This is a genomic window from Streptomyces longhuiensis, from assembly GCF_020616555.1.
In the GTDB taxonomy this organism is placed as follows: domain Bacteria; phylum Actinomycetota; class Actinomycetes; order Streptomycetales; family Streptomycetaceae; genus Streptomyces; species Streptomyces longhuiensis.
Genome location: NZ_CP085173.1, coordinates 4,313,341 through 4,340,340, shown reverse-complemented (window position 1 = coordinate 4,340,340; position 27,000 = coordinate 4,313,341). Strand labels below are relative to the sequence as shown.

General features: G+C 72.6%; 19 protein-coding genes. 12 read left to right on the top strand and 7 right to left on the bottom strand.

The window, feature by feature from the left end; genetic code table 11:
- Positions 1-60: 60 nt before the first annotated feature.
- Entirely contained in the window at positions 61-543 is a 483-nt protein-coding gene (locus LGI35_RS20075) for an SUKH-3 domain-containing protein (protein ID WP_116512556.1), read from the bottom strand.
- Between the two features lie 70 nt (positions 544-613).
- Entirely contained in the window at positions 614-1,186 is a 573-nt protein-coding gene (locus LGI35_RS20070) for a YwqJ-related putative deaminase (protein WP_227295184.1), read from the bottom strand.
- Positions 1,187-1,408: 222 nt separating this feature from the next.
- Between LGI35_RS20070 and LGI35_RS20065 the strand changes: the two genes are divergently transcribed.
- The 3 genes from LGI35_RS20065 to LGI35_RS20055 all read left to right on the top strand — a co-directional run bounded on the left by LGI35_RS20065 (position 1,409) and on the right by LGI35_RS20055 (position 6,424).
- The gene (locus LGI35_RS20065) at positions 1,409-2,434 is read left to right on the top strand and encodes an SMI1/KNR4 family protein (protein ID WP_227295183.1); all 1,026 of its coding nucleotides are present in this window, start codon (positions 1,409-1,411) and stop codon (positions 2,432-2,434) included.
- A 7-nt stretch (positions 2,435-2,441) separates the two neighbouring features.
- The gene (locus tag LGI35_RS20060; RefSeq protein ID WP_227295182.1) at positions 2,442-5,237 is read left to right on the top strand and encodes an SUKH-4 family immunity protein; all 2,796 of its coding nucleotides are present in this window, start codon (positions 2,442-2,444) and stop codon (positions 5,235-5,237) included.
- 287 nt (positions 5,238-5,524) lie between these two features.
- Positions 5,525-6,424 (top strand): coiled-coil domain-containing protein, encoded by a 900-nt coding sequence (locus tag LGI35_RS20055; protein ID WP_227295181.1) that lies wholly within the window; start codon positions 5,525-5,527, stop codon positions 6,422-6,424.
- Between the two features lie 613 nt (positions 6,425-7,037).
- Here LGI35_RS20055 and LGI35_RS20050 read toward each other — a convergent pair.
- The 3 genes from LGI35_RS20050 to LGI35_RS20040 all read right to left on the bottom strand — a co-directional run bounded on the left by LGI35_RS20050 (position 7,038) and on the right by LGI35_RS20040 (position 10,979).
- Entirely contained in the window at positions 7,038-8,663 is a 1,626-nt protein-coding gene (locus LGI35_RS20050; RefSeq protein ID WP_227295180.1) for a sodium/solute symporter, read from the bottom strand.
- Complete coding sequence (locus LGI35_RS20045; protein WP_227295179.1) at positions 8,660-9,259, bottom strand: DUF485 domain-containing protein; 600 nt, start codon at positions 9,257-9,259, stop codon at positions 8,660-8,662. Before LGI35_RS20045 ends, LGI35_RS20050 begins: the two co-directional genes overlap by 4 nt.
- 115 nt (positions 9,260-9,374) lie before the next feature.
- Positions 9,375-10,979 (bottom strand): MFS transporter, encoded by a 1,605-nt coding sequence (locus tag LGI35_RS20040; RefSeq protein WP_227295178.1) that lies wholly within the window; start codon positions 10,977-10,979, stop codon positions 9,375-9,377.
- A 365-nt stretch (positions 10,980-11,344) separates the two neighbouring features.
- Here LGI35_RS20040 and LGI35_RS20035 point away from each other — a divergent pair, with 365 nt between their 5' ends.
- The 5 genes from LGI35_RS20035 (at position 11,345) to LGI35_RS20015 (ending at position 20,245) form a co-directional block, all read left to right on the top strand.
- A complete protein-coding gene (locus tag LGI35_RS20035) occupies positions 11,345-12,133 on the top strand; it encodes an ABC transporter ATP-binding protein (RefSeq protein ID WP_227295177.1) in 789 nt (262 codons plus the stop codon).
- On the top strand, positions 12,130-14,700 hold the full coding sequence (locus LGI35_RS20030) for an ABC transporter permease (protein ID WP_227295176.1): 2,571 nt from the start codon (positions 12,130-12,132) through the stop codon (positions 14,698-14,700). The genes LGI35_RS20035 and LGI35_RS20030 overlap by 4 nt, the downstream gene beginning before the upstream one ends.
- A gap of 215 nt (positions 14,701-14,915) precedes the next feature.
- A complete protein-coding gene (gene mfd, locus LGI35_RS20025; protein ID WP_227295175.1) occupies positions 14,916-18,446 on the top strand; it encodes a transcription-repair coupling factor in 3,531 nt (1,176 codons plus the stop codon).
- 65 nt (positions 18,447-18,511) lie between these two features.
- On the top strand, positions 18,512-19,390 hold the full coding sequence (locus LGI35_RS20020) for an SCO6745 family protein (RefSeq protein WP_227295174.1): 879 nt from the start codon (positions 18,512-18,514) through the stop codon (positions 19,388-19,390).
- A 141-nt stretch (positions 19,391-19,531) separates the two neighbouring features.
- On the top strand, positions 19,532-20,245 hold the full coding sequence (locus tag LGI35_RS20015) for an HNH endonuclease family protein (RefSeq protein ID WP_227295173.1): 714 nt from the start codon (positions 19,532-19,534) through the stop codon (positions 20,243-20,245).
- Positions 20,246-20,263: 18 nt separating this feature from the next.
- On the opposite strand, the gene LGI35_RS20010 is transcribed toward LGI35_RS20015, so the two are convergent.
- Together LGI35_RS20010 and LGI35_RS20005 are read right to left on the bottom strand one after the other, a co-directional pair.
- Positions 20,264-21,028 carry a hypothetical protein gene (locus tag LGI35_RS20010; RefSeq protein WP_227295172.1) on the bottom strand — a complete coding sequence of 255 codons (765 nt, stop codon included), beginning with the start codon at positions 21,026-21,028 and terminating at the stop codon, positions 20,264-20,266.
- 57 nt (positions 21,029-21,085) lie between these two features.
- Positions 21,086-21,586 (bottom strand): hypothetical protein, encoded by a 501-nt coding sequence (locus LGI35_RS20005; RefSeq protein WP_227295171.1) that lies wholly within the window; start codon positions 21,584-21,586, stop codon positions 21,086-21,088.
- Between the two features lie 199 nt (positions 21,587-21,785).
- On the opposite strand from LGI35_RS20005, the gene LGI35_RS20000 reads away from it, so the two are divergent.
- The 4 genes from LGI35_RS20000 to LGI35_RS19985 all read left to right on the top strand — a co-directional run bounded on the left by LGI35_RS20000 (position 21,786) and on the right by LGI35_RS19985 (position 26,985).
- Positions 21,786-23,870 carry an N-6 DNA methylase gene (locus tag LGI35_RS20000; RefSeq protein WP_227295170.1) on the top strand — a complete coding sequence of 695 codons (2,085 nt, stop codon included), beginning with the start codon at positions 21,786-21,788 and terminating at the stop codon, positions 23,868-23,870.
- 112 nt (positions 23,871-23,982) lie between these two features.
- Positions 23,983-24,621, top strand: coding sequence for a hypothetical protein (locus tag LGI35_RS19995; protein WP_227295169.1), 639 nt, complete (start codon positions 23,983-23,985; stop codon positions 24,619-24,621).
- A gap of 50 nt (positions 24,622-24,671) precedes the next feature.
- Positions 24,672-26,156 carry a serine/threonine-protein kinase gene (locus LGI35_RS19990; protein ID WP_264484725.1) on the top strand — a complete coding sequence of 495 codons (1,485 nt, stop codon included), beginning with the start codon at positions 24,672-24,674 and terminating at the stop codon, positions 26,154-26,156.
- 148 nt (positions 26,157-26,304) lie between these two features.
- Positions 26,305-26,985, top strand: a complete 681-nt coding sequence (locus LGI35_RS19985; RefSeq protein WP_227295168.1) for a SurA N-terminal domain-containing protein — start codon at positions 26,305-26,307, stop codon at positions 26,983-26,985.
- Positions 26,986-27,000 lie beyond the last annotated feature (15 nt).

Below are 27,000 nucleotides of genomic sequence, written 5' to 3'. Positions count from 1 at the left end.
GTCCCGTACGCGCGTGGCAGCCGGTGATGGCCGGGGCGTATGCCGTCGTGCGCCGGGGCTCTACGCGGTCAGGCGGGTCGGCTGGGTGCCGTTGACGAGGGTCTCCAGGGCGTGGTCGATGCCGGGGCCGAGGTACCAGTCGCCGCTGTGGTCGAGGGCGTAGACGCGGCCTTCGGTGTCGATGGCGAGGAGGGCTTCGGAGCCGGATTCGGCGCCGAGGGGGCAGACCTCGGTGTCGAGGGCGCGGCCGAGGTCGCCGAGGGTGCGGGCCATGTGGAGGCCGTGGAGCGGGTCGAGGTGGGGCTGGGCGGGTGCTATCTGGCGGCCGGGGCCCTGCGGCGTGAGGTGGAGGCCGCCGAATTCGGCCCAGGCCTCGACGGCGGCGGGGAAGACGGTGTGGCGGTGGCCGGCGGGGGATACGTGGGTGCGCAGGGCGTCGGCCCAGAATTCGGCCTGCTTGATGTCCCAGCGTCCGGGCTGCCAGCCGGCGGCGCGCAGGGCGGCGTCGACGGGGGCGGTGAAGCGGGTGCGGTCGGCGGTCATGTGGGGTGGCCTCGTCCTGTTCTGCTGCTGCCTGCGGTGGTGCGTGCGTGCTGCCGTGCGCCGGTTCCGGTCAGCCGGTGGTGTCCGTGGCCGGGTCCACGACGTGGACGCCGAAGTGGGCGGTGAGTGCGGCGCAGGCGCGGCAGGGGCGGGCGAAGCCGCCGTGCAGGGGGTCGCCGTCCTCGCGGATGCGGCGGGTGGTGAGTTTGGCGTGTTTGAGGGCTTTGCGGGCTTCGCCGTTGGTCATGGGTTTGCGGCGGGCGCGTTTGGAGCGTTCCTCGTCGGCGGCCGTGAGGTGGCGGGAGATGAGGATCGTTTCGGCACAGCGTCCGGTGAAGCGGTCGCGCTGGGCGCTGGTGAGGGTGTCGAGGAAGTCCTGGACGAGGGGGTGCAGGGCGGGGGAGTGTTCGCCGCGGGCCGCGGTGCTGGTCAGTGTGGTGCCGCGCACGGAGAGGGCGGCGGCGACGGTGGGCAGGATGCCGTCGCGGCGCTGGCGCAGGGCCGGGGCGGGCGCGTCCTCGGCGCTGCTCCAGCCGACGCGTGGGTCGCCGGAGGCGCCGTCGGCGGTGGCCGGGTGCCCGGTGTCGGGCTCCGAGGCGGTCGCGACGGCCGTGTCGGATGACGGTGCGGTGCTGCTCTGCATGTAGATGCTTACCCTCCTGCAATCCCCCGGGTTGCGTGCACAGACTGCCAAATGCGGCCGGTGGTGCGGAAGCTGGGGCGTGGCGACACGCGGGAGCGTCGGCTCATCGTCACGGTGGGGTGACTGCTGGTCATGGAACCGGAGGGCCGGTGACCGGTGTCGTACAACCGCATAGGCTGTCGCTATCCGCGATCCATAACAGTGCCGCAGGGGGCAACCGCCATGACGACAGGTCGGCTCGGGCAGCAAGCCGCGCCGCCGAACGCGGCCTACGCCGGGCAGGTCGTGCACTTCCCGGACCCGGTCCGTGCAGCGCGCCATCCCAGGGGCGTACGGATCGACGGGAACGGCTATCCGGATTTTTCGGCCTACGCGCGTGCCGCGGCGGAGATCGCCGAGCCCCCGGAGGGGTTCGGGGTCGACGAGCTGCGGCTGACGGACTATGTGTCGGCGAACGCGGCTCTGGCCGCCGCCGGGCACGACTTGTGGGACACGATCGTGCCGGTGGCGACGCCGCACGGCTGGACCTGGCATCACGTGCCGGGCAGTCGTCGCATGGAGTTGGTCCCGGTCGAGGTGAAGGCGCTGCTGCGGCATCACGGCGGTCTCGCGACGGCGGCGGTGGATCACGGCAAGCGGGGGACGCGTCCGTTGCAGGAGACGCGGCCGGCGCACTTCGGGCTGCCGAAGTCGTCGGTGGCGGTGACGGAGCAGCAGGTCCTCGGCGCCGAGGAGGACCTGGGGTACCGGTTGCCGGGTGCGTACCGGGCGTTCCTGAAGGCGGCGGGCGGGTGCGCTCCGGTGGGTGCGGCGCTCGACGCCGAGCTGGGGCTTCTGGTGGACCAGCCGTTCTTCACGGTGCGGGACGAGGCCGCGGTCAACGATCTGGTGTACGTCAACAAGTGTCTGCGTGACCACCTGACCAAGGACTATCTGGGTGTCGGGTTCGTGCAGGGCGGCATCCTGGCCGTCAAGGTCAAGGGTGACCGGGTGGGTTCGGTGTGGTTCTGCGCGTACGACGACGCGCGGGACAGCGGGGACACGGCCGGCTGGTCGGTCGCCGAGCGGGTGGAGCGTCTGCTGCTGCCGTGCGGTGACGACTTCGACGCGTTCCTGGCCCGGCTCGCGGGCAATCCGCCGGAGCTGGAGACGGTGGCGAACCTGATGGTGGACGGCGGTTTCGCGAGTGCGGTCGACGCCTCGGGCGTGGCCGTATCGGCTGCTTCGACGGTCCCGGACGAGGGGTGAGTGTCCGATGGTGACGTTCGCGCAGGCGCAGGAGCGCGCCGAAGAGTGGATCAACGGCGATGTGCCCGGCTATCAGCACCGTGAGGTGCGGGTGCGGGAGTTCGAGCTGGGGTTCGTGGTGTGGGCCGAGGACCGCGAGGGCGGTCCGGTGTCCGACGGCGGGCGCCAGCGGCTCGTCATCGCGCGCGACAGCGGGGACGCCTCGCTGTGGCCGGGGCTGCCGGTGGGTGAGGTGATCCGGCGGTACGAGGAGGAGTACGGGCTGCCGGAGGCTTCGCCGGAGCCGGCGGACGCGCCTCCGGAGCGGGTGGACCTGAATCAGACGTCGTTCCTGTTGAGCCCTCCGGAGTGGCTCCAGGAGGCGGCGGACAAGCTGGGCATTCCGGATCGGCGGGGGGACGCGTCGTCGGCCGGCGCGTCTTCCGGGGCCGGGTCCGGTACGGGTTCTGCTTCCGGCGCGGGTGCCGGTGCCGGCGCGGGTACGGGTGCGGGTTCGAGTCCGGGTGCGTCCGCTCCTGAGTCGGCTGCCCCTGCCCCTGCGCGTGCCGACGCGGGCAGCGGTGCGACGCCGTGGCCCGCCTCGCCCGCGGCGCCTTCCGGGGCGACCCCGTGGGCCGGTACGGACACGAACGCGGACGAGGAGGAGGACCGCTCGGTCGCGCCTCCGGCGACGGTGTTCGCGCCGCCGCTGGTCGACGGGGACGACGTGCCCGTGTCCACCGCCGCGCCGGAGGCCAAGACGGCGCTGATGTCGGGCGGCAGCCAGCTTCCGCGCACCGCGGTGGCCCCGGCGGTCGGCGGGCCGGCGCCCGCCGCTCAGGGAACCCCGCCGCCGGGTGCCCCCGACGCGTACGGCTATCCGCAGGGCGCCGGTGCGCAGCAGACTCCGCCGCCCGGTGCTCCGCCGAACTACGGCTATCCGCAGGGTCCCGGCACTCCGCCCCCGTCGAACGTGCCGCAGGCGCCCGGGAGTTCGCAGGGCGGTGCGCCGCAGACTCCGCCGCCCACGTACGGCTACCCGCAGGGCGCCGGTGCGCAGCAGACTCCGCCGCCGGCGGGTGGGCAGGGCGCCCCCGGGCGGCCGCTCGCGCCCGGGGCCGGTGACATCGCCGACGCCGCGACCAGCAAGGCGCAGGGTCCGCCCCGCGGTGCGCGCGGTGGTGGCGCGACGACTCCGCCGCCGCCCGGCGCCCCGGGCACTCCCGGTGCGCGCCCCTCGGGGCCCGGCGCTCCGGGTACCCCGGCGGGAGGCTACGTCCCGACGCAGCTCGTCTCCCAGCTCGGCCCCGACGGCCCCGAGGCCCCGCCCGCCGCGGGTGGTACGCCGCCCGGCGGTGTGCACCACGCCGCGACGATGCTGGCCGACCCGAGCATCGGTGGCCCCGGTGCTCCCAAGCCGCCCGGTCCGCCCGGCGCGCCCGGTGCGGGTGCTCCCAAGCCGCCCGGCGCCCCCGGAACTCCCGGCGCGCCGAAGCCGCCTGGTCCCCCCGGTGCCCCCGGTGCGCCGCAGTCTCCCGGCCCGCCCGGAGGGACGCCGCCCGGTGGCGTGCACCATGCCGCGACCATGCTGGCCCAGCCGGGACCGGCCGGTCCCGGCACGCCGCCCCCGCCGGCGGCACCCGGCGTGCCCGGTGCGCCGGGGACTCCCGGTGGCGGTGTCCATCACGCCGCGACGATGCTGGCCGGTCCCGGTCAGGTCGGTCCCGGCATGCCTCCTCCCGCGCCGCCGCAGGCGCCGGGCGGTATGCCGATGCCGCCGCCCATGCCCGGGCAGCAGGTTCCGGGCGGTCCGCCCCCGGCCTCGTACGGATATCCGCAGCCCACGGGGCAGCCGACCGTCGGGCCCGGCTATCAGGCCGTGCTGCGCTACCGCGCGCCCGACGGGTCCGAGCAGCAGCTCATCCGCCGCTCGGCGCCCGGTACGCCGCACCCGGAGTGGCAGATCTTCCATGAGCTGCGCGGCATGAACATCCCGCCGGACCAGGTTCTGGAGCTGCACACGGAGCTGGAGTCCTGCGAGCTGCCGGGCGCGTACTGCGCCCGCATGATCCGTGAGCAGTGGCCGCAGGCCAGGATCACGTCCATCGCCCCGTACGGCAGGGACCACGCGTCGCGCCAGCAGGGTATGCAGCAACTGATCGCGCACCAGGGCGAGTTGCACCAGGTGGCGGACGGTCCGGCGCGGCTCGCGCCGGTGCGTGCGCCGCTGCCGCCCGCGCAGCCGATGCCGCCGGTTCCGCCGGAGGCGATCGGGCATGAGCTGGCCGCGGCATTCGGTCCCGGGGTGTTCCGGTTCGACCAGCGGGCCGTGTCCCGTCAGGGCGTGCCGGACATCGTGGCGCACACCCTCGTCGTGGCGGGGCTGCCCGCCGACTTCGGGCCGTTCTTCTGGGCGCAGGCCCAGCCGGGCCGCCCGGTGCCGACGCTCGCCGAGCTGGCGCAGGAGCGGGGGGCTCAGCCCGCGTCGGACGCGGGTTCGTACCTCGTGATGGGCAGTGACTTCGGGCGGGCGATCTGCGTCCAGTACGGCACGGCGAACATCGTGGCCGTGCCGGTGGAGGCGGGTCCCGGCGGTGCGCCGGTGCCGCCGCAGTTCGTGAACACGGGCCTGCCCGAGTTCGCGCGCAGCCTCGCGGTGCTCGGCCGGATGTGGCCGCTGCGGTTCGGGCTCAACCAGGAGCAGGCGGGCCGCTGGACCGTCGACTTCCAGGCGCAGCTGGCCGCTGTCGACCCGGCGGCGCTCGCGTCGCCGGAGGGCTGGTGGTCGGTGCTGCTCGAGCAGATGTGGGACGGCCTGCTGTAACCGTCGGTAGAAGTGCCGGCAGAAGTACGGACAGAAGTACGGACAGAAGTACGGGAGAGGCGCGCGACCGAATCGGTCGTGCGCCTCTCCCCTTTATGTGCGCCGTGCGCGTGCGTCTCGGTGGGCCGGGTGTGAGCTCGCTCGCCCTTGGGGCTCCCGATTCCGACTTTCGGCAGTATTTGCCGCATCCTTGTCGAGTGGGTTGGGTGGAGTGTCTTGTTTTGAGCGCTTCGGCTCGATCAGGTGCCGGGTAGGAGAGCCGAAGAGGCGAAGAAGGGGAATCAAGGATGAGCAGCGGTGCGTCGGTGTCGCCCCATGGCTTCGTCACGGGACGGGGCCGTGGCTACAGTCCCGGGCAGGTGGACGCGCTGGCCGCCGAGCTGTCCCGGGGCCGCGACGACGCCCACGAGCGCGTCGCCCGGCTGACCGCCCAGGTCGAGGAGCTGGAGGCCGAGGCGCAGCGGCTGCGGCTGGCCGTGACACAGCTCGCCCCGCAGACGTACGAGTCCCTCGGCGACCGCGCCCGCGAGATCCTCGCCCTCGCCGAGGAGGAGGCGGACGGGGTACGGGCGGCCGCCGCCGATGACGTCAGGCGGATCAAGCAGGACGCGGAGGCCCGCGCACGGGAGACGCGTGAGGCGGCTCGCGCCGCGGCCGACGCCGTACTGGCCGAGGCCGAGCAGTGGGCCGACGAGCGGCTGGGGGCCGACCGGGCCACGGCCGACGGGGTCCGCGTCGCCGCGCGTGACGAGGCGAAGGAGCGGCGCGAGGAAGCGCTCGCAGCGCTGGACGACGCGCGGGAGCGGACCGCGGCGACCCTCGCCGCGCAGGAGAAGGACCACGCCGAGCGGCGGGACGAGGCCGAGCGGGAGATCGCCGGGCAGGAGGCCGCGGCGGACACGCGCGAGGCGGAGCGCCTGGCGCTGGCCGAGAGCCGGCTGTCCGAGGCGCGGCGGGCGTTCGCCGAGGCGGAGGAGTCGGCCCGGCACGGCGAGGAGGACGCCGAGGCCCGCGCCGCGGAGCTCCTCGCGGAGGCGAGCCTGCACGAGGAGGGCGTGGGCCGCGAGACGGAGCGGGTGCTGCGCGCGCACGGCGAGAAGTGGGACGAGGTCCGCGCCCACATGGAACACGTCCGCACCACTCTGGCCACGCTCACGGGCCGCAACCCGTCCGACGGGACGCAGTAGGCACTGTCGGCCACGGACCTGCCCACGCTGACGGGATGCCCTGAGCGGGCCGCGACCTCGTCGGTGGGGAGCCGTGGTGGGGTCGCGCCCTTGCCGACGGGGAGCCGTGGAGGGTCCGCGGGCGGCCCGCCGACGGGAGGCCGTGGAGGCGCCGCATATCCCGGCGACGTGGCGCTGTGAAGGTGCCGAACCGTGCCGACGGGACGCCGTGAAGGCGCCGCGTATCCCGGCGCTGGGCGCGGCGAGGGGGCTGCAGCCTTGCCGGCGGGACGCTGTGGAGGCGCCGCAGTCCTGCCGACGTGGTGCTGTGGAGGTGCCGAACCTCGCCGATGTGACGCGGTGGAGGCGCCGCGTATCCCGGCGCTGGGCGCGGCGAGGGGGCTGCAGCCTTGCCGGCGGGACGCTGTGGAGGCGCCGCAGTCCCGCCGACGTGGCGCTGTGGAGGTGCCGAACCGTGCCGGCGGGACGCCGTGAAGGAGCCGCGTATCCCGGCGACGAGACTTCGTGAAGGCGCAGCGACCCCGCCGACGGACCCCGCGAGCGCGCTGCGCGGCGACCCCCGCCCGCGGCACGCCGTAGCCGGGCGGCACGCAGTCCGTGTCGGGCCCAGGGCCTACCCGTCCTCCCCCTTCGGGGCCTGTCGCGTCGCGCCCGCCAGGATCCACGCCTCCACCGCCTCGTACTGGCGGCGTTGGCCGTCGGCCGTTCGGCGGCCGGAGGCCATCGTGCCGAGCCAGCCGAAGAGGAAGCCGAGCGGGATCGAGACGATGCCCGTCGTGGTGAAGGGGAACCAGTTGAAGTCCTGGCCGGGGAACGCCGAGGCGGGCGAGCCCGACACCAGGTTGGTGCCCGTCATCAGGACGAGGCAGGACGCCGTGCCGCCGAGCAGCGTCCACAGCAGGCCCGTGCTCGTGTAGCGGCGCCAGAACAGGCTGTAGACGAGCGCGGGCGCGAGCGCCGAGGCGCCCAGGCAGAACGACAGCGTGACCAGCGGCTGGAGGTTGTAGTGCTGGACGAACGTGGCCAGGAGGATCGCGGGCACGCCGACGGACAGCGCCGAGACGCGGGCCAGCGTCATCTCCTTGCGGGCGGTGAGCGGCGTCCTGCGGTGCGCGAAGACGTCGTGCGCGAGGGAGTTGGCGCAGGCCAGGATCATTCCGGCGACGGAGGCGAGCAGTGTGAGGAAGAGCGCCGTGGTGACCGTGGTGAACACCAGCGTCTCCGCCGTCGAGGCGTCCGCGCCGAACGCGGCCCGCGCCCCGAGCAGATACGCGGTGTTGCCCTGCGGGTCGGCCGCCGCGACGGCGGCCCGGCCGAGGAACGCCGTCGCGCCGAACCCGACGATGGTGATGATCAGGACGAAGAGGCCGACCGCCGACACCGCCCAGGACATCGAGCGGCGCACCTCACGCGCGCTGCGCGCCGTGTACATGCGCATCGTGACGTGGGGCAGGCACGCGCCGCCCAGGACGACGGTCAGCTCCGAACTGATCATGTCCAGGCGGGGGTTGGCGGTGCCGGCGAACTGGAGGCCCGAGTGCAGGAAGGCGTCGCCCACGCCGCTGGCCAGCGCGGCCTGTGAGGCGAGGGCGCCGGGGTTCCAGTCGAAGCGGTACAGGATCAGGAGGGCGACGGTCAGGCCCGATCCGAGCAGCATCACGGTCTTCATGATCTGGATGAGGGCGGTGCCCTTCATGCCGCCGATCGCCGCGTAGCTGATCATCAGGGCGCCGAGCGCGATGACGCAGCCCGTCTTGAACCCCTCGCTGGTGAAGCCGAGGACGAACGCCAACAGGTCACCGGCGCCCGCCAGCTGGACCAGCATCAGCGGGAGCAGCGCCGCGAGGGTGGTGGCGCACGCGGTGATGCGTACGGCGCGTCCCGGCAGGCGGCGGGCGATCACGTCGCCCATGGTGAACCGGCCCGCGTTGCGCAGGGGTTCGGCCAGCAGGAACATCAGGAGCATCAGGGACAGGGACGTGCTCAGGGCGAGGACGATCCCGTCGTAGCCGGTGAGCGCGATGATGCCGCCGGTGCCGAGGACGGTCGCCGCGGAGATGTAGTCGCCCGCGATGGCGAGGCCGTTGCGCATCGGGGTGAGGGAGCCGAAGCCGGTGTAGAACTCGTCGAGGTTGTCGCGGTCGGGGCCGGTCATCACGCACAGGAGCAGCGTGATGGTGGCGACCGCGGTGAAGGCGACCAGGGACATGCCCTGGGCCGAGCTGCTGAAGTCCGTCATCGGAAGTTCCCCCCGGCCGGTCCGGGAGCCGGACGCTGGTCCAACTCGGCTTGTCTGCGCAGCCGGTGGGCGAGCGGGTCCACGCGGCGGCGGGCGGTGTACTCGTAGAGCCAGAGCGCGAGCGCCGTCACCGGGAGCTGGCACAGGCCGAGGAAGAGGCCGGTGGAGAAGCCGCCGGGGAGCGTGCCCGTCATGAGGGACGGCGCGAACGCCGACAGGACGAGGAAGAGGGTGAAGTAGCCGAGTGCGGTGAGCGTGGCGACGCGCCGCTGCCAGCGGTAGGCGCTGCGCAGCAGTCGCAGGTCGCTGTGGTGGCCGAGCGCGGGGTGACGCGGGAGCCGGTGCGTGGGCGCGGGTGGTGGGGGAGGGGGTGCCCAGGGATAGGTGAGGGCGGGGTCGGGCTGCTTTTGCGGGTGCGGTGCTTGTTGCGGGTACGGCTGCTGCTGCGGGTGCGGTGCTTGTTGCGAGTACGGCTGCTGTGGCTGCTGGTACCCGTGCCGGTTTTGGTTTCCGTATTGGCTCCGGCCCGTGGGGAAGGGGCCCTGCCATGGCTCGTTCTGCTGGTCGGAATATGAGCGGTGCGGTGTGTCGGACATCCCGGTTCTCCTTGCGCGGCTTGGGTCCGCCGGGGATTGCGGACGCAGGGAGCGAGGGGGGAGCCGGAACGTTACTCGTAGGTAGGGGGTTTGCGCGACGGTTATCGCGAACTGTTCAGTCGGTACGTTGTGAGAGGGGTGAGTGATGCGGATGCGCATCTTGTGAGCCGGCTGAGTTGTCATCGGCCCCTGATGCCGCCCCACCCGACCGCTCGCCGCCGCGCTCACCGTCCTGGTCGAGCACCGGGAAACGTCGCGGCGCGAGGCACAGCAGGGCGATCAGCGCGAGCGCGGCCGCGCACGCGGCGCCCACGTAGACCGAGTCGACGGCCGCCGCCACGGCCCGCCGCAGCCGGTCGGGGTCGGCCACGGAGGCGGGGTCCTCCAGGGCCCTGGCCACCGAGTCGAGGGACCCCGCGCCGCCCAGGCGCCCGGCGAGCACGGTGTTGGCGACGGCGCCGAACAGTGCGGCGCCGACCGTCTGGCCTATCTGCCGGCAGAACAGGACGGACGCGGTCGTCGTGCCGCGCTCGGACCACCCGACGGTCGACTGGACCCCGACGATCAGGGGCAGTTGGAAGAGTCCGAGCGCCGCGCCGAGCAGCAGCATGACCAGCGCGGGCTGCCAGGCGGATCCGGGATAGGGCAGCAGCGGGAACGCGAGCAGGATGAGGAGCGCGGCCGCGATGCCGACGACGGCCGTGTTGCGGAAGCCGATCCTGCGGTACACGTGCTGGCTCAGGGCCGCGGAGACGGGCCAGCTCAGCGTCATCACGGAGAGCACGAACCCGGCGGCCATGGGCGCGAGTCCGAGGACGGCCTGCGCGTACGTGGGGACGAACACGGTCGGCGCGACCATCAGGAGGCCCAGCGCGCCGAGCGCGAGGTTGACGGCGGCGATGGTGCGGCGGCGCCAGACCCAGCCGGGGATGATCGGCTCGGCGGCCCGCCGCTCGATGGCGACGACGGCGCCGATCAGCGCGACTCCCGTACCGAACATGGCGATCGACGGGACCGAGATCCAGTCCCAGGCGACGCCGCCCTGCACGAGCGCGGTCAGGAGCACCCCGCCGCACGCGAACACCGCGAGCGCGCCGGCCCAGTCGATGCGGGCGCGCGGCCCCTTCTCCCGTACGGGTTCGTGGAGATGGCGCACGACGAGCCAGAGGGCGATCGCGCCGACGGGCACGTTGATCAGGAAGATCCAGCGCCAGCCCGCGTACGAGGCGAGCAGTCCGCCGAGCGCCGGGCCCGCGACGGCCGAGGTCGCCCACACCGTCGACAGCCTGGCCTGGATGCGCGGGCGTTCCTCGAGCGGGTAGAGGTCGGCGGCGAGGGTCTGGACAGTGCCCTGGATGGCGCCGCCGCCCAGGCCCTGGACGACGCGGAAGGCGATGAGCGCGCCCATGTTCCAGGAGCCCGCGCACAGGACCGATCCGACGAGGAAGAGGATGCTGCCGCCGATGAGGACGGGCTTGCGGCCGAAGGTGTCGGACAGTTTCCCGTAGACCGGCAGCGTGACGGTGACGGCGAGCAGGTAGCCCGAGAAGAGCCAGGAGAAGACGGAGAAGCCGCCGAGGTCGCCGACGATCTGCGGGACCGCCGTGGAGACGATGGTGGAGTCGAGTGCCGCCAGTGCCATGGAGAGCATCAGCGCGGCGACGACCGCTCCCCGGCGCCGGTCCTTTCCTGTGCCCGTCTGCGTTGTCGCGCCGCCCACCGGATTCCTTCCCCCTGCATCTATCTCGCTCCCGACACCTTCTCACCCGCCCCTGCCGCGGCGGGAGGGTGGAGCGTGACTGCGCAGGAAGGTGGAGCGAACCCCTAGAGGAGCTCCACCGTTGGGTGGACTCCCCCTAGGGGGACCTCCGTACTACGGGCAGGGGGCGGTTCGTACCCCCGGAGGACGAGAGGGGTGGGGGGTTCTTCCTACCTTCAAGGGGTGGGGTTTTCCCCCGGGAAAGAGGGTGACCTACACCAGCGCGCCGGGGCCCCACCGCCACCAGACTGAAGTACATCGCACAGACCCGCTGACGCATCGCGCACAGCTCTGAACATTCGCATGACCGACATAGGAGACGTACCGTGACAACGGCTGTAACCATTCCCAGGCACGGGGGCACTGGAGGGCGTACGGCCGTCGCCGCGCGGGCGCGGCAGGTCGTCAAGGCCTACGGCACCGGCGAGACCCGGGTCGTCGCGCTCGACCACGTCGATGTGGACATCGCCCGCGGCCAGTTCACCGCGATCATGGGCCCCTCGGGGTCCGGCAAGTCCACACTCATGCACTGCCTCGCCGGGCTCGACAACGTCACGTCCGGTCAGATCCACCTGGACGAGACCGAGATCACCGGCCTCAAGGACAAGAAGCTCACGCAGCTGCGCCGGGACCGGATCGGCTTCATCTTCCAGGCGTTCAACCTGCTGCCGACGCTGAACGCGCTCGAGAACATCACGCTTCCCATGGACATCGCGGGCCGCAAGGCGGACAAGCAGTGGCTGGACCGCGTCGTGCAGACCGTGGGTCTGGCCGAGCGCCTCAAGCACCGGCCCACCGAGCTCTCCGGCGGGCAGCAGCAGCGCGTCGCCGTGGCCCGCGCGCTCGCCGCCCGGCCGGAGATCATCTTCGGTGACGAGCCGACCGGAAACCTGGACTCCCGCGCCGGCGCCGAAGTGCTCGGATTCCTGCGGCAGTCCGTCGACGAGCTCGGCCAGACCATCGTGATGGTCACCCACGACCCGGTCGCCGCCTCGTACGCGGACCGGGTGCTGTACCTCGCGGACGGCCGCATCGTCGACGAGATGCTCCGCCCCACCGCGGACGCCGTCCTCGACCGCATGAAGGACTTCGACGCCCGGGGGCGCACGTCATGAGTGCGAACACCGTGATGAAGACCTCTCTGCGCAACTTCTTCGCGCACAAGGGACGCATGGCCCTCTCGGCCGTGGCGGTCCTGCTGTCGGTGGCGTTCGTGTGCGGCACGCTCGTCTTCACCGACACGATGGACACGACGTTCGACAAGCTGTTCGCGGCGACGTCGTCCGACGTGACCGTCAGCCCGAAGGCCGCCAAGAGCGAGGGCAGCGACACCGGGCGTCCCGAGTCGATGCCGGCCTCCGCCCTCACGCAGGTCCAGCGGGCCGACGGCGTCAAGTCGGCCGAGGGCGCGGTCAGTTCGATGAACGTGACCGTCGTGAACGCGGACAACGAGAACATGGGCTCCGAGAACGGCGCCCCCACGATCGCGGGCAACTGGACGCACAACGACCTGCGTTCCATGGACATCACCTCGGGCCACGCCCCGCGCGGGCCCACCGAGGTCATGGTCGACTCCGACACCGCGAAGAAGCACCACCTGAAGATGGGCGACGAGCTGCGCACCATCGCCGCCACCGGTGACTTCAGGGCGAAGATCGTCGGCATCGCCTCCTTCAAGGTGACCAACCCCGGTGCCGCCGTCGTCTACTTCGACACGCCCACCGCTCAGCGGGAACTGATCGGCCGCAGCGGCCGGTTCACCCAGATCAACGTCGCCGCCGCCACCGGCGTCAGCGACAGCGTCCTCAAGACGAACGTCGCGGCGTCCCTCGACGGCCCGTACAAGTTCCAGACGCAGAAGGAAGCCGCGGACGCCAACCGCAAGGACGTCGGCGAGTTCATGGACGTCATCAAGTACGCCATGCTCGGCTTCGCCGGGATCGCCTTCCTCGTCGGCATCTTCCTGATCATCAACACCTTCTCCATGCTGGTCGCCCAGCGGACCCGTGAGATCGGCCTGATGCGCGCCATCGGGTCGAGCCGCAAGCAGGTCAACCGCTCGGTCCTCGTCGAAGCGCTGCTGCTCGGCGTCTTCGGGTCGGTCATCGGCGTCGGCGCGGGCGTCGGACTCGCCGTCGGCCTGATGAAGATGATGTCCGCGGCGGGCATGGACCTGTCCACCGACGACCTGACCGTCCGGTGGACGACCCCGGTGGTCGGCCTGCTCCTCGGCATCGTCGTCACCGTCTTCGCCGCCTACGTTCCGGCCCGCCGCGCGGGCAAGGTCTCACCGATGGCGGCCCTCAGGGACGCCGGCACCCCCGCCGACGTCAAGGCGGGAGTCGTCCGCGCACTGATCGGTCTCGTCCTCACGGGTGGCGGCGGCTTCGCGCTCTACACCGCGACGCAGGCCGACAAGGCGAGCGAGGGCTCCTTGTGGCTCGGCGTCGGCATCGTCGCCACGCTCATCGGGTTCGTCGTCGTCGGACCGCTGCTCGCGGGCGGTGTGGTGCGCGTCATCAGCGCCGTGCTCCTGCGGATGTTCGGCTCCGTCGGCCGCATGGCCGAGCGCAACGCGCTGCGCAACCCGCGCCGCACCGGCGCCACCGGCGCAGCCCTGATGATCGGTCTCGCGCTCGTCGCCTGCCTGTCCGTCGTCGGCTCCTCGATGGTCGCCTCGGCCACCAGCCAGCTCGACAGGTCCGTCGGCGCCGACTTCATCGTCGAGGGCCAGAACGGGCTGAAGCCGCAGGCCGCCGAGGCCCTCAAGAAGGCTCCGTACGTCTCGCACGTCACCGAGGTGAAGTACGTCAAGACGAAGCTGACCACGCCGGACGGTACGAAGGAGGACGAGGAGCTCGTCGCCGCGACGCCCACGTACGCCCAGGACCTGCGGCGCGAGACGACCGCCGGTGAGCTGTCGGCGGCGTACGGGAAGAACGCGATGTCGGTCGGCTCGGAGTTCGCCGAGAAGAACCACCTCAAGGTCGGCGACACCATGAACGTCGCCTTCGAGCGCGGCCGTACCGCCGACCTGAAGATCGCGGCGATCACGTCGGACGACACCACGTTCGACAAGGGCGCGATGTACATCAACCTCGCGACCGCGAAGCAGTACCTGCCCGCCGACCGGCTGCCGCTGAACGGGATGATGTTCGCCAAGGCGGACGCCGGCAAGGCCGACCAGGCCTACAAGGCGCTGAAGTCGTCGGTCGCGTCCGACCCGACGGTCCACGTCAAGGACCAGACCGACTACAAGCAGACCCTCAAGGACCAGATCGGCCAGCTCCTCAACATGATCTACGGCCTCCTGGCCCTCGCGATCATCGTGGCGGTCCTGGGCGTCGTGAACACGCTGGCCCTGTCCGTGGTGGAGCGCACCCGTGAGATCGGCCTGATGCGGGCCATCGGCCTCTCGCGCCGGCAGCTGCGCCGCATGATCCGCCTGGAGTCGGTGGTCATCGCCCTCTTCGGCGCCCTCCTCGGCCTCGGCCTGGGCATGGGCTGGGGCGCGACCGCCCAGAAGCTCCTCGCCCTGGAGGGCCTGGACGTCCTGGAGATCCCCTGGCCGACGATCATCGGCGTCTTCGTCGGCTCGGCCTTCGTGGGCCTGTTCGCCGCCCTGATCCCGGCGTTCCGGGCGGGCCGGATGAACGTACTGAACGCGATCGCCACGGAGTAGCTCCGCGGGGCGATGCGAACGGGGGAACGGGGACGGCGGCCCCGGAGTGTCCCACCCGGACACTCCGGGGCCGCCGTGCGCCCCGGGGACCATGCATGTGATCCGCGAATGATCCGCACGCGGCTGTCGGCGGCGCGTCGTAGTCTGGAAGACCCCCGGCCCGTTCGACGTGTCGGGCGGTTCGCGTTGCCCACTCCCCGGGATGGAAGCCCTTCATGAGCCTGCACGGTCTGCTGGACGCCGTAGTACGAGACCCGGCGCTCGCCGAAGCGGTGAAGGCCGCCACCGACGGGCACCGCCCGCATGTCGACCTCGTCGGCCCGCCCGCCGCGCGGCCCTTCGCGGTGGCCGCTCTCGCGCGGCGGACCGGGCGGACCGTGCTGGCCGTGACCGCCACCGGGCGGGAGGCCGAGGACCTGGCCGCGGCACTGCGCTCGCTGCTGCCGCCGGACGGCATCGTCGAGTACCCCTCGTGGGAGACGCTCCCGCACGAGCGGCTCTCCCCGCGCTCCGACACCGTGGGCCGCCGCCTAGCCGTCCTGCGCCGCCTCGCGCACCCCCGCACCGACGACCCCGAGACCGGCCCGGTCTCCGTCGTCGTCGCCCCCGTCAGGTCCGTGCTCCAGCCGCAGGTCAAGGGGCTCGGCGACCTGGAGCCCGTGGCGCTGGGCACCGGACAGAGCGCCGATCTGAACGAGATCGTCGAGGCGCTCGCCGCGGCCGCCTACTCCCGGGTCGAACTCGTCGAGAAGCGCGGCGAGTTCGCCGTGCGCGGCGGCATCCTCGACGTCTTCCCGCCGACCGAGGAACACCCCCTGCGCGTCGAGTTCTGGGGCGACGACGTCGAGGAGATCCGCTACTTCAAGGTCGCCGACCAGCGGTCCCTGGAGGTCGCCGAGCACGGCCTGTGGGCGCCGCCCTGCCGCGAGCTGCTCCTCACCGACCAGGTGCGCGAGCGCGCCGCCGCCCTCGCCGAGGAACACCCCGAGCTGGGCGAACTCCTCGGCAAGATCGCCGAGGGCATCGCGGTCGAGGGCATGGAGTCCCTCGCCCCGGTCCTCGTCGACGACATGGAGCTGCTGCTCGACGTGCTGCCCGAGGGCTCCATGGCCGTGGTGTGCGACCCGGAGCGCGTGCGCACGCGCGCGGCCGACCTGGTGGCCACGTCGCAGGAGTTCCTCCAGGCGTCGTGGGCGGCCACGGCCGGCGGCGGCGAGGCCCCCATCGACGTGGACGCGGCGTCCCTGCGGTCCATCGCCGACGTCCGCGACCGGGCGCGCGAGCTGGACATGATGTGGTGGTCCGTCTCCCCGTTCGCCGCCGACGAAGAGCTCGGCTCGGACACCCTCAAGCTCGGCATGCACGCCCCCGAGACGTACCGCGGCGACACCGCGCGGGCGCTCGCCGACACCAAGGGCTGGCTGTCCGACGGCTGGCGCACCGTCTACGTCACCGAGGCGCACGGCCCCGCGGCCCGCACCGTCGAGGTGCTCGGCGGCGAAGGTGTCCCGGCCCGCCTCGACCAGGACCTCACCGAGCTCAGCCCCGCGGTCGTGCAGGTCTCCTGCGGCTCCATCGACTACGGCTTCGTGGACCCGGCCCTGAAGCTGGCGGTCCTCACCGAGACGGACCTGACCGGCCAGAAGGCGGCCGGCAAGGACGGCCAGCGCATGCCGGCCCGCCGCCGCAAGACGATCGACCCGCTCACCCTAGAGTCCGGCGACTACATCGTCCACGAGCAGCACGGCGTGGGCCGTTACATCGAGATGGTGCAGCGCACGGTCCAGGGCGCGACCCGCGAGTACCTCGTCGTCGAGTACGCGCCCGCCAAGCGCGGCCAGCCCGGCGACCGCCTCTACATCCCCACCGACCAGCTCGAGCAGATCACCAAGTACGTCGGCGGCGAGGCCCCGACGCTGCACCGGCTCGGCGGCGCGGACTGGACGAAGACGAAGGCCCGCGCGAAGAAGGCGGTCAAGGAGATCGCCGCGGACCTGATCAAGCTGTACTCGGCGCGCATGGCGGCGCCCGGCCACTCCTTCGGCCCGGACACGCCCTGGCAGCGCGAGCTGGAGGACGCCTTCCCGTACGTGGAGACCCCCGACCAGCTCACGACCATCGCCGAGGTCAAGGAGGACATGGAGAAGACGGTCCCGATGGACCGCCTGATCTGCGGCGACGTCGGCTACGGCAAGACGGAGATCGCGGTGCGCGCCGCGTTCAAGGCCGTCCAGGACGGCAAGCAGGTCGCGGTCCTCGTGCCCACGACGCTCCTCGTCCAGCAGCACTTCGGCACGTTCTCCGAGCGCTACTCCCAGTTCCCCGTGAACGTGAGGGCGCTGTCGCGCTTCCAGACGGAGACCGAGTCGAAGGCGACCCTGGAGGGCCTGCGCGACGGGGCGGTCGACATCGTCATCGGCACGCACCGCCTGTTCTCCTCCGAGACGAAGTTCAAGGACCTCGGCCTCGTCATCGTCGACGAGGAGCAGCGCTTCGGCGTCGAGCACAAGGAGCAGCTGAAGAAGCTCCGCGCGAACGTCGACGTCCTGACGATGTCCGCGACCCCCATCCCCCGTACGCTCGAAATGGCCGTCACCGGCATCCGTGAGATGTCGACGATCACCACGCCGCCCGAGGAGCGCCACCCGGTGCTCACCTTCGTGGGCCCGTACGAGGAGAAGCAGATCGGCGCGGCCGTCCGCCGTGAACTGCTGCGCGAGGGCCAGGTCTTCTACATCCACAACCGCGTCGAGTCCATCGACCGCGCGGCGGCCCGCCTGCGGGACATCATCCCCGAGGCGCGTATCGCGACGGCCCACGGCCAGATGTCCGAACAGGCCCTGGAACAGGTGGTCGTGGACTTCTGGGAGAAGAAGTTCGACGTCCTCGTCTCGACGACGATCGTCGAGTCGGGCATCGACATCTCCAACGCGAACACGTTGATCGTCGAGCGCGGCGACAACTTCGGTCTCAGTCAGCTCCACCAGCTGCGCGGCCGCGTCGGCCGTGGCCGCGAGCGCGGTTACGCGTACTTCCTGTACCCGCCGGAGAAGCCGCTCACCGAGACCGCGCACGAGCGTCTCGCCACCATCGCCCAGCACACGGAGATGGGCGCCGGTATGTACGTGGCGATGAAGGACCTGGAGATCCGCGGCGCGGGCAACCTGCTCGGCGGTGAGCAGTCGGGCCACATCGCGGGCGTCGGCTTCGACCTCTACATCCGCATGGTCGGCGAGGCGGTGGCCGACTACCGGGCCGCCGTCGAGGGCGGCGTCGAGGAGGAGCCGCCCCTGGACGTCAAGATCGAGCTGCCGGTCGACGCGCACGTCCCGCACGACTACGCGCCGGGCGAGCGGCTCAGGCTGCAGGCCTACCGCGCCATCGCCTCCGTGAACACCGAAGCGGACGTCAAGGCGGTCCGCGAGGAGCTCACCGACCGCTACGGCAAGCTGCCCGAGCCGGTCGAGAACCTGCTGCTCGTCGCCGGCCTGCGCATGTTCGCGCGGGCGTGCGGCGTCGCCGAGATCGTCCTCCAGGGCAACAACATCCGCTTCGCCCCCGTGGAGCTGAGGGAGTCGCAGGAGCTGCGCCTCAAGCGCCTCTACCCGGGCACGGTCATCAAGGCGGCGGCGCACCAGGTGCTCGTCCCGCGCCCGAAGACCGCGAAGGTGGGCGGCAAGCCGCTGGTCGGACGCGAACTCCTGGGCTGGGTAGGGGAGTTCTTGACGTCGATCCTCGGTTCGTAGAGTCTCGCGGGACGGGCCCGGGGCCCGTCCGGGACGGGGCGAGTGCGACGAGGGGACGGTCGGTCATGTCCGAGAAAGCTGAGGTCGAACCCGGCAGGGTGCGCCAGATGTGGCACCTGCTCGAACCGCTCCACGCGGTGCTGTACTACGCGCCCGAGGCCTTCGAGGAGGCGGCCGGGCTCGGGTTCCGGACCGACGAGCGGTGGCCGAGCTACTTCGCCTGGCGCGCCGCCCCGCTGGGCGCCGCCGGTGCCACGCGGGTGGCCTCGGCGTTCTACAGCTTCAGCCCGGCCAGGGTCGCGGAGCACGTGCCGGCGGCGTGGCGGACCGCGGGACCGGACGCGGTCCTCACGGCACGGCTGCGCTCCGTCGACCGCGCGTACCGCACGCTCTTCGGCGAGCGGCTCGACGGCCCCGAGTTCGCCGAGGCCGCCGCGCTCGCCGGTGAAGCCGCCGGGGCGGTGAACGTCGAGGGCCGCCCCTTGGCCGCAGCCAACGCCGAACTGCCCTGGCCCGAAGAGCCGCACCTCGTGCTCTGGCAGGCGGCGACGGTCCTGCGCGAGCACCGGGGCGACGGCCATCTCGCCGCACTGCTCGCGGCGGGGCTCGACCCGGTCGAGGCGCTCGTGTCGTTCGCCGGGGTGGGCGCCGCCTCCGCTCAGACGTTCACCAGCCGCGGCTGGAGCCCGGAGCAGTGGGACGCCGCATGTGAACGGCTCGTCGCGCGCGGCCTGTTGGACGAGAAGGGCTCCGCAACGGAGGACGGAAAGGCCCTGCGGGCGGAGGTGGAGGAGCGTACGGACGAGCTGGCCGCCGCACCGTGGCGCACGCTCGGCCCGGCGTACACGGCCCGGCTCTCCGACCTCCTCGGCCCCCTGTGGGTGGAGGTCCTCGGCTCCGGACTGCTGCCGTCGGAGACGACACTCGGCATCGGGAAGGTGTGACCGGGCAGGTGTGACCGGGAGGGGGACCGGGAGGGGGACCGGGAAGGTGCCTGCTTCCGCGCGCCCCGGTGCGCCCGGCCGACGGGCGCGCTCACCCGATACGGTGACACCGAAACCGGACTAGCAGGGGGGAGCGTCGTGATGCGAGGCGCTGGGCGGGCCGTCGCCGCCGTACTGGTGACCGTGGCCGCCGCCACCGGCTGCACCGTGGAGAAGCAGGGCGAGTCGGGGTCGGGGCCCGAGTACAAGGCGGGCAGTGCCCTCGACGCCGTGAACTCGCTGACCGTCAAGGGGCGGGCGCCCAAGACCGGTTACGACCGGGGCCGCTTCGGCAGCGCCTGGGCCGACACCGACTCGAACGGCTGCGACACCCGGGACGACATACTCAAGCGGGACCTGACCGGGGTGAAGTTCCGCGACGGGCGCTGCACGGTCGTGTCCGGGACGCTCGCCTCCGACCCGTACACCGGCAAGGAGATCGCGTTCGCGCGCGGCCGCAGCCAGGTCGACATCGACCATCTGGTGGCCCTCTCCGACGCCTGGCAGAAGGGCGCCCAGAAGTGGGACCCGAGCAAGCGCATCGCCCTGGCCAACGACCCGCTCAACCTTCTCGCCGTCGACGCGGGCCCCAACCGCAGCAAGGGCGAGGGCGATACGGCGACCTGGCTGCCGCCCCGCAAGGGGTACCGGTGCACGTACGTCGCCGGGCAGGTCGCCGTGAAGAAGAAGTACGGGCTGTGGGTGACGGCCGGTGAGCGGGACGCGATGAAGCGGGTGCTGTCGACCTGTCCCGACCAGGCGCTGCCCACGGGCGGCAACCCGACGTCGGCGCCGGAGCGCTTCCACGCCAAGTGACCGCGTGCGCGGGCCGGTTCAGCCGTCCAGCTTGTCGAGGTCGACGATGTCCTTGTCGGCCGGCGGGGCGGCCTTGACCGGCTTGTCGTAGTCCGAGAACGTGAGCGACGCCGGCTCCTTGGCGGACTTGGTGACGAGCTTGAGCACGTACGGCTTGCCCTCGGTCGCGACATAGAGCGTGAACTCGTCCTTGCCGTCGGTCTCGGTGACCGTGAACGCGGGGGTGCCGTCGACCGTCGTCGCCCTGCCCTTACGGGCGAGGGTGTCGTTGCTCTTGAACTCGGCGAGCATCGAGTCGAGATCGCAGAAGTCCGCCATGTCCTTGGCGTCGGGGCTGTCCGCCTTCGACTTCATCCAGCGGCCCGCGAGCATCTTCACGACGGCGTCGGTCTCCGCCTTGGACTCGCCCTCGGCCTGCGCGCGCAGGAACGCCTCGTCGGACTTGAGGTACATGGTCGGGCCCGTCTTGATCAGGTCGACCTTGCCCTGCCCCTTCATGCCCATCGACCCGGCGCACTCGCCCTTCTTGTCGAGGGCGACGTCGAGGGCGATCTGCCCCCCGTCCCCGTCGGCCGCGTCGCCCTTGATGGTGAGGGACGAGGCGCCGCGGGTGGCCTTCATCGCCTTGTTGGCGATCTGCGGTCCCGACAGGTCGGCGAAGGGGGCCTTGGGCTTGTCGTTCGGGCCCGCGGCGTCACCGGGGCCGCCGGTCCCGCACGCGGTGAGCGAGAGGGTGGCCGTGACGGCGGTGAGGCAGAGGGCGGCAAGTGTGCTGCGGCGCATGGGAGTTCCCCGGGTGAGTGGTTGAGGTGGTGGAGGCGGAGCGGTGGTGTGCGGCCGTCAGAAGTTGCCGTTGGTGATGACTTCGCCGTCGGCGTCGTAGACCGTGACGAGGCCGTTCTTGCTGTCCTTCCAGTCCGCGAACGCGGAGGCGATCAGCTTGGAGGGGCCGGAGCCCTCGCCCATCAGGCCGCCGGTGAAGTCGGTGTAGACGTCGGCGCTGTCGAGGATGTCGTTCTGCTGGTCGGCGCCCTGCACCTTGAGGACGTGGGTGACGGCGGCCTTCTCCTTGGGCGTGCCGTTCTTCGCGACGAAGGCCTTGAACTGCTCGGCCTGCGAGGCCTTCGACGTGCCCTTGTCGCCGGAGTCGGACTTGGCCCCGTCGTCGGCCTGGCCGGCCTTGTCGCCGGAGCCGCCCGCGTTCTTGTCCGCGGCGGCGGAGGTGCCGCCGCCCTTCCCCCCGTTGCCGTTGTCGCCGTTGTCGCCGGAGTTCGCCGATACGACGCCGATGACGACGATCCCGACGACCGCACCCAGCGCGACCTTGGTCTTCATGCCCATGACTGATCCCCCCAACAGAAGGCGGCCCCTCGATTCCGGCGACCGCTCGTTTCGATGGGTCAATAAGAGCAGAGCTTGTGAACCGAGTCAACACGATTCACGGAGTCGAGTGTGTACACGATCGTGAATGGGGCGCTTACGTGTTCGCGGGTATGCTCGGCGCCACAGTCATGCGGGGGAGCCGAGGGGAGCACGCCGGGTGCAGGACAACGCCACAGAAGTGACCGCGGCCGGGATCGCCCGGCTCGCGGGGGTCGGCCGCGCCGCCGTCAGCAACTGGCGCCGCCGCCACCCCGATTTCCCCAAGCCCGTCGGCGGGACCGAGACCAGCCCCTCCTTCGCCCTCACCGACGTCGAGAACTGGCTGCGCGAGCAGGGCAAGCTCGCCGAGGTCCCGCTGCGTGAACGCGTGTGGCAGCAGCTCGCCGGGCACCCCGCGGGCCCCGGCGCCGCGCTCCTGCACACCGGCTGCGCCCTGCTCCTCGTGCACGACCGGCCCACCGACTGGCTCGAACTCGCCGCGGTCTCCGACGAGCACCTCGCCCAGCGCCTCCCGGCCGCCCTCGACGAGGTCCTCACCCGCCGCTTCGGCCCCCGCGACGAGCGCGCCGTACGCCTGCCCGACACCGGGCTCCTGTCCTCCGTCCCGCTGCTGCGCGGCGCCGCCGAACTCGCCGCGGAACTGGGCGCCCGCCAGGCGTACGAGTTCCTGCTCGGCCGTCATCTCGACGCCAACCCGCGCCAGTACACGCTCACGCCCGCGGGCCCCGCCCAGCTCATGGCCGCCCTCGCCGGACCCGCCCGCACCGTGCTCGACCCGGCCTGCGGCACCGGCGCCCTGCTGCGCGCCGTGCGCGACCTCTCACCCGAGCCGGACCAGCGCCTTCACGGCCAGGACAGCGCCCCCGACCTGGCCGCCCTCACCGCGCTCCGCCTCGCGCTCGGCACCGCGGCCGCAGGCGGTGCCACCGTGCGCACCGCGGCCGGCGACACCCTGCGCGCCGACGCGTTCCCCGACGTCCGCGCCGACGCCGTGCTCGCCCACCCGCCGTTCAACGAACGCAACTGGGGCCACGACGAACTCGCCTACGACGCCCGCTGGGAGTACGGCTTCCCGGCCCGCACCGAGTCCGAACTCGCCTGGATCCAGCACGCGTTGGCCCGTCTGCGCGACGGCGGCACCGCCGTCCTGCTGATGCCGCCCGCCGCCGCCTCCCGGCGTTCGGGCCGTCGCATCCGCGCCGACCTGCTGCGCCGCGGCGCCCTGCGTGCCGTGATCGCCCTGCCCGCGGGCTCCGTCCCGCCCAACAACATCCCGCTGCACCTGTGGGTCCTGCGCAGGCCCGGCGCCGGCACACCGCCCGCGCCGGAACTCCTCCTCGTCGAGACGACCGGCGGCGCCCCGGCGGGCTCCGGCGACGGACGCGACAAGCTGCCGTGGGAGCAGGTCCAGCAGGCCGTCCTCGACGCCTGGCGGCCCTTCGACCGCGACGGCACGATCGAGGAACTGCCCGGCGTGGCCCGCTCCGTGCCCGTGATCGAGCTGCTCGACGACGAGGTCGACCTCGCGCCCGCGCGCCGGCTGCCGCCCCCGGCCGCGGGCGGCGGCGCCGAGGAGCTCGCCGCGGTCCGCACCCGCCTCGGAGACACCCTGCGCCTCACCGCCGACCGCGCCCCCGACACCCCGCCCGCCGCGCAGAGCCCGGCCCGCTGGCCGCAGACGACGGTGGGCGAACTCGCCCGCGCGGGCGCCCTGTTGCTGCGGACCGCCCCGGCGAGCTCGGGTCCCGCCACCGGCGGTTCCGCGCGCGTGCCCGTCCTCACCGACCACGACGTCCTCGCCGGCACCGCACCCTCCGGATCGCCCCAGGGCGGCGACGAGGAGCCCGTACTCGTCGAGGCGGGCGACGTCGTCGTGCCGGCGGCGGGCGGCGGGGCGGTCGTCCGCGTCGTCGACGAGGCCACCGCGGGCGCCGCGCTCGGCCGCGGCCTGACGCTGCTGCGTCCCGACCGGGCCGCGCTCGACCCCTGGTTCCTCGCCGGGTTCCTGCGCGGCACCGCCAACAACCGTCAGGCCAGCAGCTTCGCGTCCACCGCGACGCGCCTGGACGTGCGCCGCCTCCAACTCCCGCGCCTGCCACTCGCCGACCAGCGCCGCTACGGCGAACGCTTCCGCGCCCTGGCCGGGTTCGAGGACGCCCTGCGCCAGGCCGCGCGCCTCGGCGAACAGCTCGTGCGGGGCCTGCACGACGGACTGACGGACGGCACGCTCGGCCCCGAGTGACGCTTTGGACATCCGTACGACAACGGTTCCGTACAACCCGGCGCGGGTTGTCGGAGTCGGCCTATACGCTCGACACACAAAGGACCCGTCAGCAGGAGCAGCAGGAGAAACCATGCACGGCCAGGGCTACATGCCACCGCCACAGCGCCCGTCGCATGGCGTGCAGATCGGGTTGCGCGTCCTGTTCGTGGCGCTCGCCGTGCTGAGCATCGGCTTCCTCGCGTGGACGGCGCTGCTGCGCCTCGCGCTGACGACGCGCAGCAGGACGGACTGGATCGTCTTCGCGTCCGTCGCCGCGCTCCAGGCCGGCACGGTCGCGCTGCTCGCCACGGACCCGGGCGTCGACGAGTTCACGACGTGGCGCGGCGACGCGGGCATGACGATCCTCCTGATCACGCTCGCCGGAGTCGTCTCGTACTACCTCGTGGCCGACATCCGCCACGGCCGCAAGGGGCGCCTCGGGTTCTACGGCGGCTACGCGAGCGGGTACCAGCCGCAGCAACCCCCGCTCCAGCGGCCCGCGTACGGGTATCCGCAGGCGCAGCACTACGCGCCGCCCACGCCCCATCCCGCGCCGCCGTCGACGCCGCCCGTGCACGACCAGCTCACCCAGACCGCGGGCCAGGCCCCCACGCCCGTGCCCAACCCCGCGCCGCAGACCCAGACGCCGCCGCCCCACCGCATCGACCAGGTCCGCGCGGAACTCGACGAACTCAGCGACTACCTGCGAAAGCAGGAAGGCGGACGGTGACCCACCCCCTGAACGCGTCCGGCGGACAGCTCGTCGCCGGGCGCTACGAGCTGTCGACCCTCATCGGCCAGGGCGGCATGGGCCAGGTCTGGACGGCGTACGACCAGCGGCTCGACCGGCGCGTCGCCGTGAAGCTGCTGCGCCCCGACCGCGTCGCCGGCCAGGAGGCCGACGAGCTGCGCCGCCGCTTCGTGCGCGAGTGCCGCGTCACGGCCCAGGTCGACCACCCCGGCCTGGTCACCGTCCACGACGCGGGCACCCAGGGCGAGGACCTCTACCTCGTCATGCAGTACGTGGACGGGGCCGACCTCTCCGACCACCTCGCCGAGCACGACCCCTATCCGTGGCAGTGGGCGGTCTCCGTCGCGGCCCAGCTGTGCGCCGTCCTGTGCGCGGTGCACGCCGTGCCGATCGTGCACCGCGACCTCAAGCCGCGGAACGTGATGGTCAAGCAGGACGGCACCGTCACCGTCCTCGACCTCGGCGTCGCCTCCGTGCTCGACACCGACACCACCCGCCTCACCCACACCGGCTCCCCCATCGGCAGCCCCGCCTACATGGCGCCCGAACAGGCCATGGGCGGCGCGGTGGGCCCCTACACGGACCTGTACGCGCTCGGGGTGCTGCTGCACGAACTCCTCAGCGGAGACGTCCCGTTCGCGGGCTCCACCGCCCTCGGCGTCCTGCACCGCCACCTCTACGAGCCGCCCCTGCCGGTCCGCCGCCTGCGCCCCGAGGTCCCCGAAGCCCTGGAGGCGCTCGTCCTGCGCCTGCTCGCCAAGGACCCGCAGCACCGGCCCGCCTCCGCGCAGGAGACGTACGAGGCCCTGCTCCCGCTGCTGCCCGCGCGCGGTGTGCCGAGCGGCGGCCCCCTCGACCCGACCCGGCCCTTCCTGCGCCCGCACGCCCCCTGGCCCGACCGCGCCCGCACCCCCGCCCCGCAGCCCGCCGCGCCCACGCCCCACACCGACAAGCCGGACGTCGCGGGCGCCGTCGACGAGGTCAAGCGCCTCCTCGGCGAGGGCCGCATCACGCAGGCCGTCGACATCCTCGGCGCGATCCTGCCCGCGGCCGCGGCCCAGCACGGCGAGCACTCACCGGTCGTCCGGACGCTGCGCAAGCAGTACGCCGCGACGCTCATGGACGACGGCCAGTACCGCCGCGCCCTGCCCGAGCTGCGCCGCCTCGCAGACGAGCGCTCCGCCGAGGCGGGCCAGGCCGACCCGCAGTCCCTCCAGTTCCGCTACGAGGCCGCGCAGTGCCTGGAACAGCTCGGCGAACCGGCCGCCGCGCTCGCCGAATACCGGGCGCTGCTCCCGTACTACGAGAACCAGTACGCGACGACGGACATCACGCTGCCCCTCGAAGTCCGGCGCCGCATCGGCCACTTGCTCCTCGCGCTCGGCGACCGGGCCGCCGCGCACGACACCCTCGTACGTCTGCTGCACGACGCGGAGCGCCTCCACGGGCCGGGACACCCGTTCCCGGCCGAAATCCGCCGCACCTTGCAGTGGCTGGGGCAGGTCCGGGGCTGAGCCCGGGGCGGGCCGGGCGCGGGGGAGTGCCTCAACTCCCGGCGAATCGTTGGGTCGAATAGGTGGCCGAGAGCACGGCCACTGCCTAACATCGATCACCGCCGGACTTTGTGCACCGACGCACAAACTCTTCGCAGGGAGGCCCACCTTGCATCGCCGCAACAGCCGCCGCACCGCGCTCGTCCTCGCCACCGCCGCCGTAGCCGCGGTCCCCCTCCTCACCGCCTGCGGCGACAACGCGCATCCCGGCGCCGCGGCCGTCGTGGGCAGCGACCGCATCACCGTCTCCCAGCTGGAGAACCGGGTGAACGAGGTGCGCGACGCCCAGCAGGCCGCCACCAAGGACGACCAGCAGTACGAGCAGGCCATCGCCAAGTCCGGCAGCCTCACCCGGAACACGCTGCACTCCATGGTCTTCGACCGGGTCCTGCACCGCGCGGCCGCCGACGCGGGCGTCACGGTGAGCCGCAGGCAGGTCCAGGAGCGGGAAGCCGCGATGGCGCAGCAGGCCGGCGGCGTCCGGCAGATGCGGCTCGCCCTGCTCGAGCAGTACAACATCGCGCCCGAGCGCATCGCGGACAGTGCCCGCACCGATCTCGAGGTCATGGGCCTTGCCCAGAAGGTCGGCGCGAACATGCAGTCCCAGTCCGAGGCCGACCAGGCCCCCTTCTGGAAGGCGCTCGACCAGGCCTCCAAGGAGCTGAACGTCGACCTGAACCCGCGCTACGGCACCTGGGACATCGCCAAGAGCCACGGCCGCGCCGACGCGAAGACGCCGTGGGTGCGCGAGGTCACGTCCCCGAAGACGGGGGACGAGCAGACGGCGTAGGGCCTGACGGGCGGC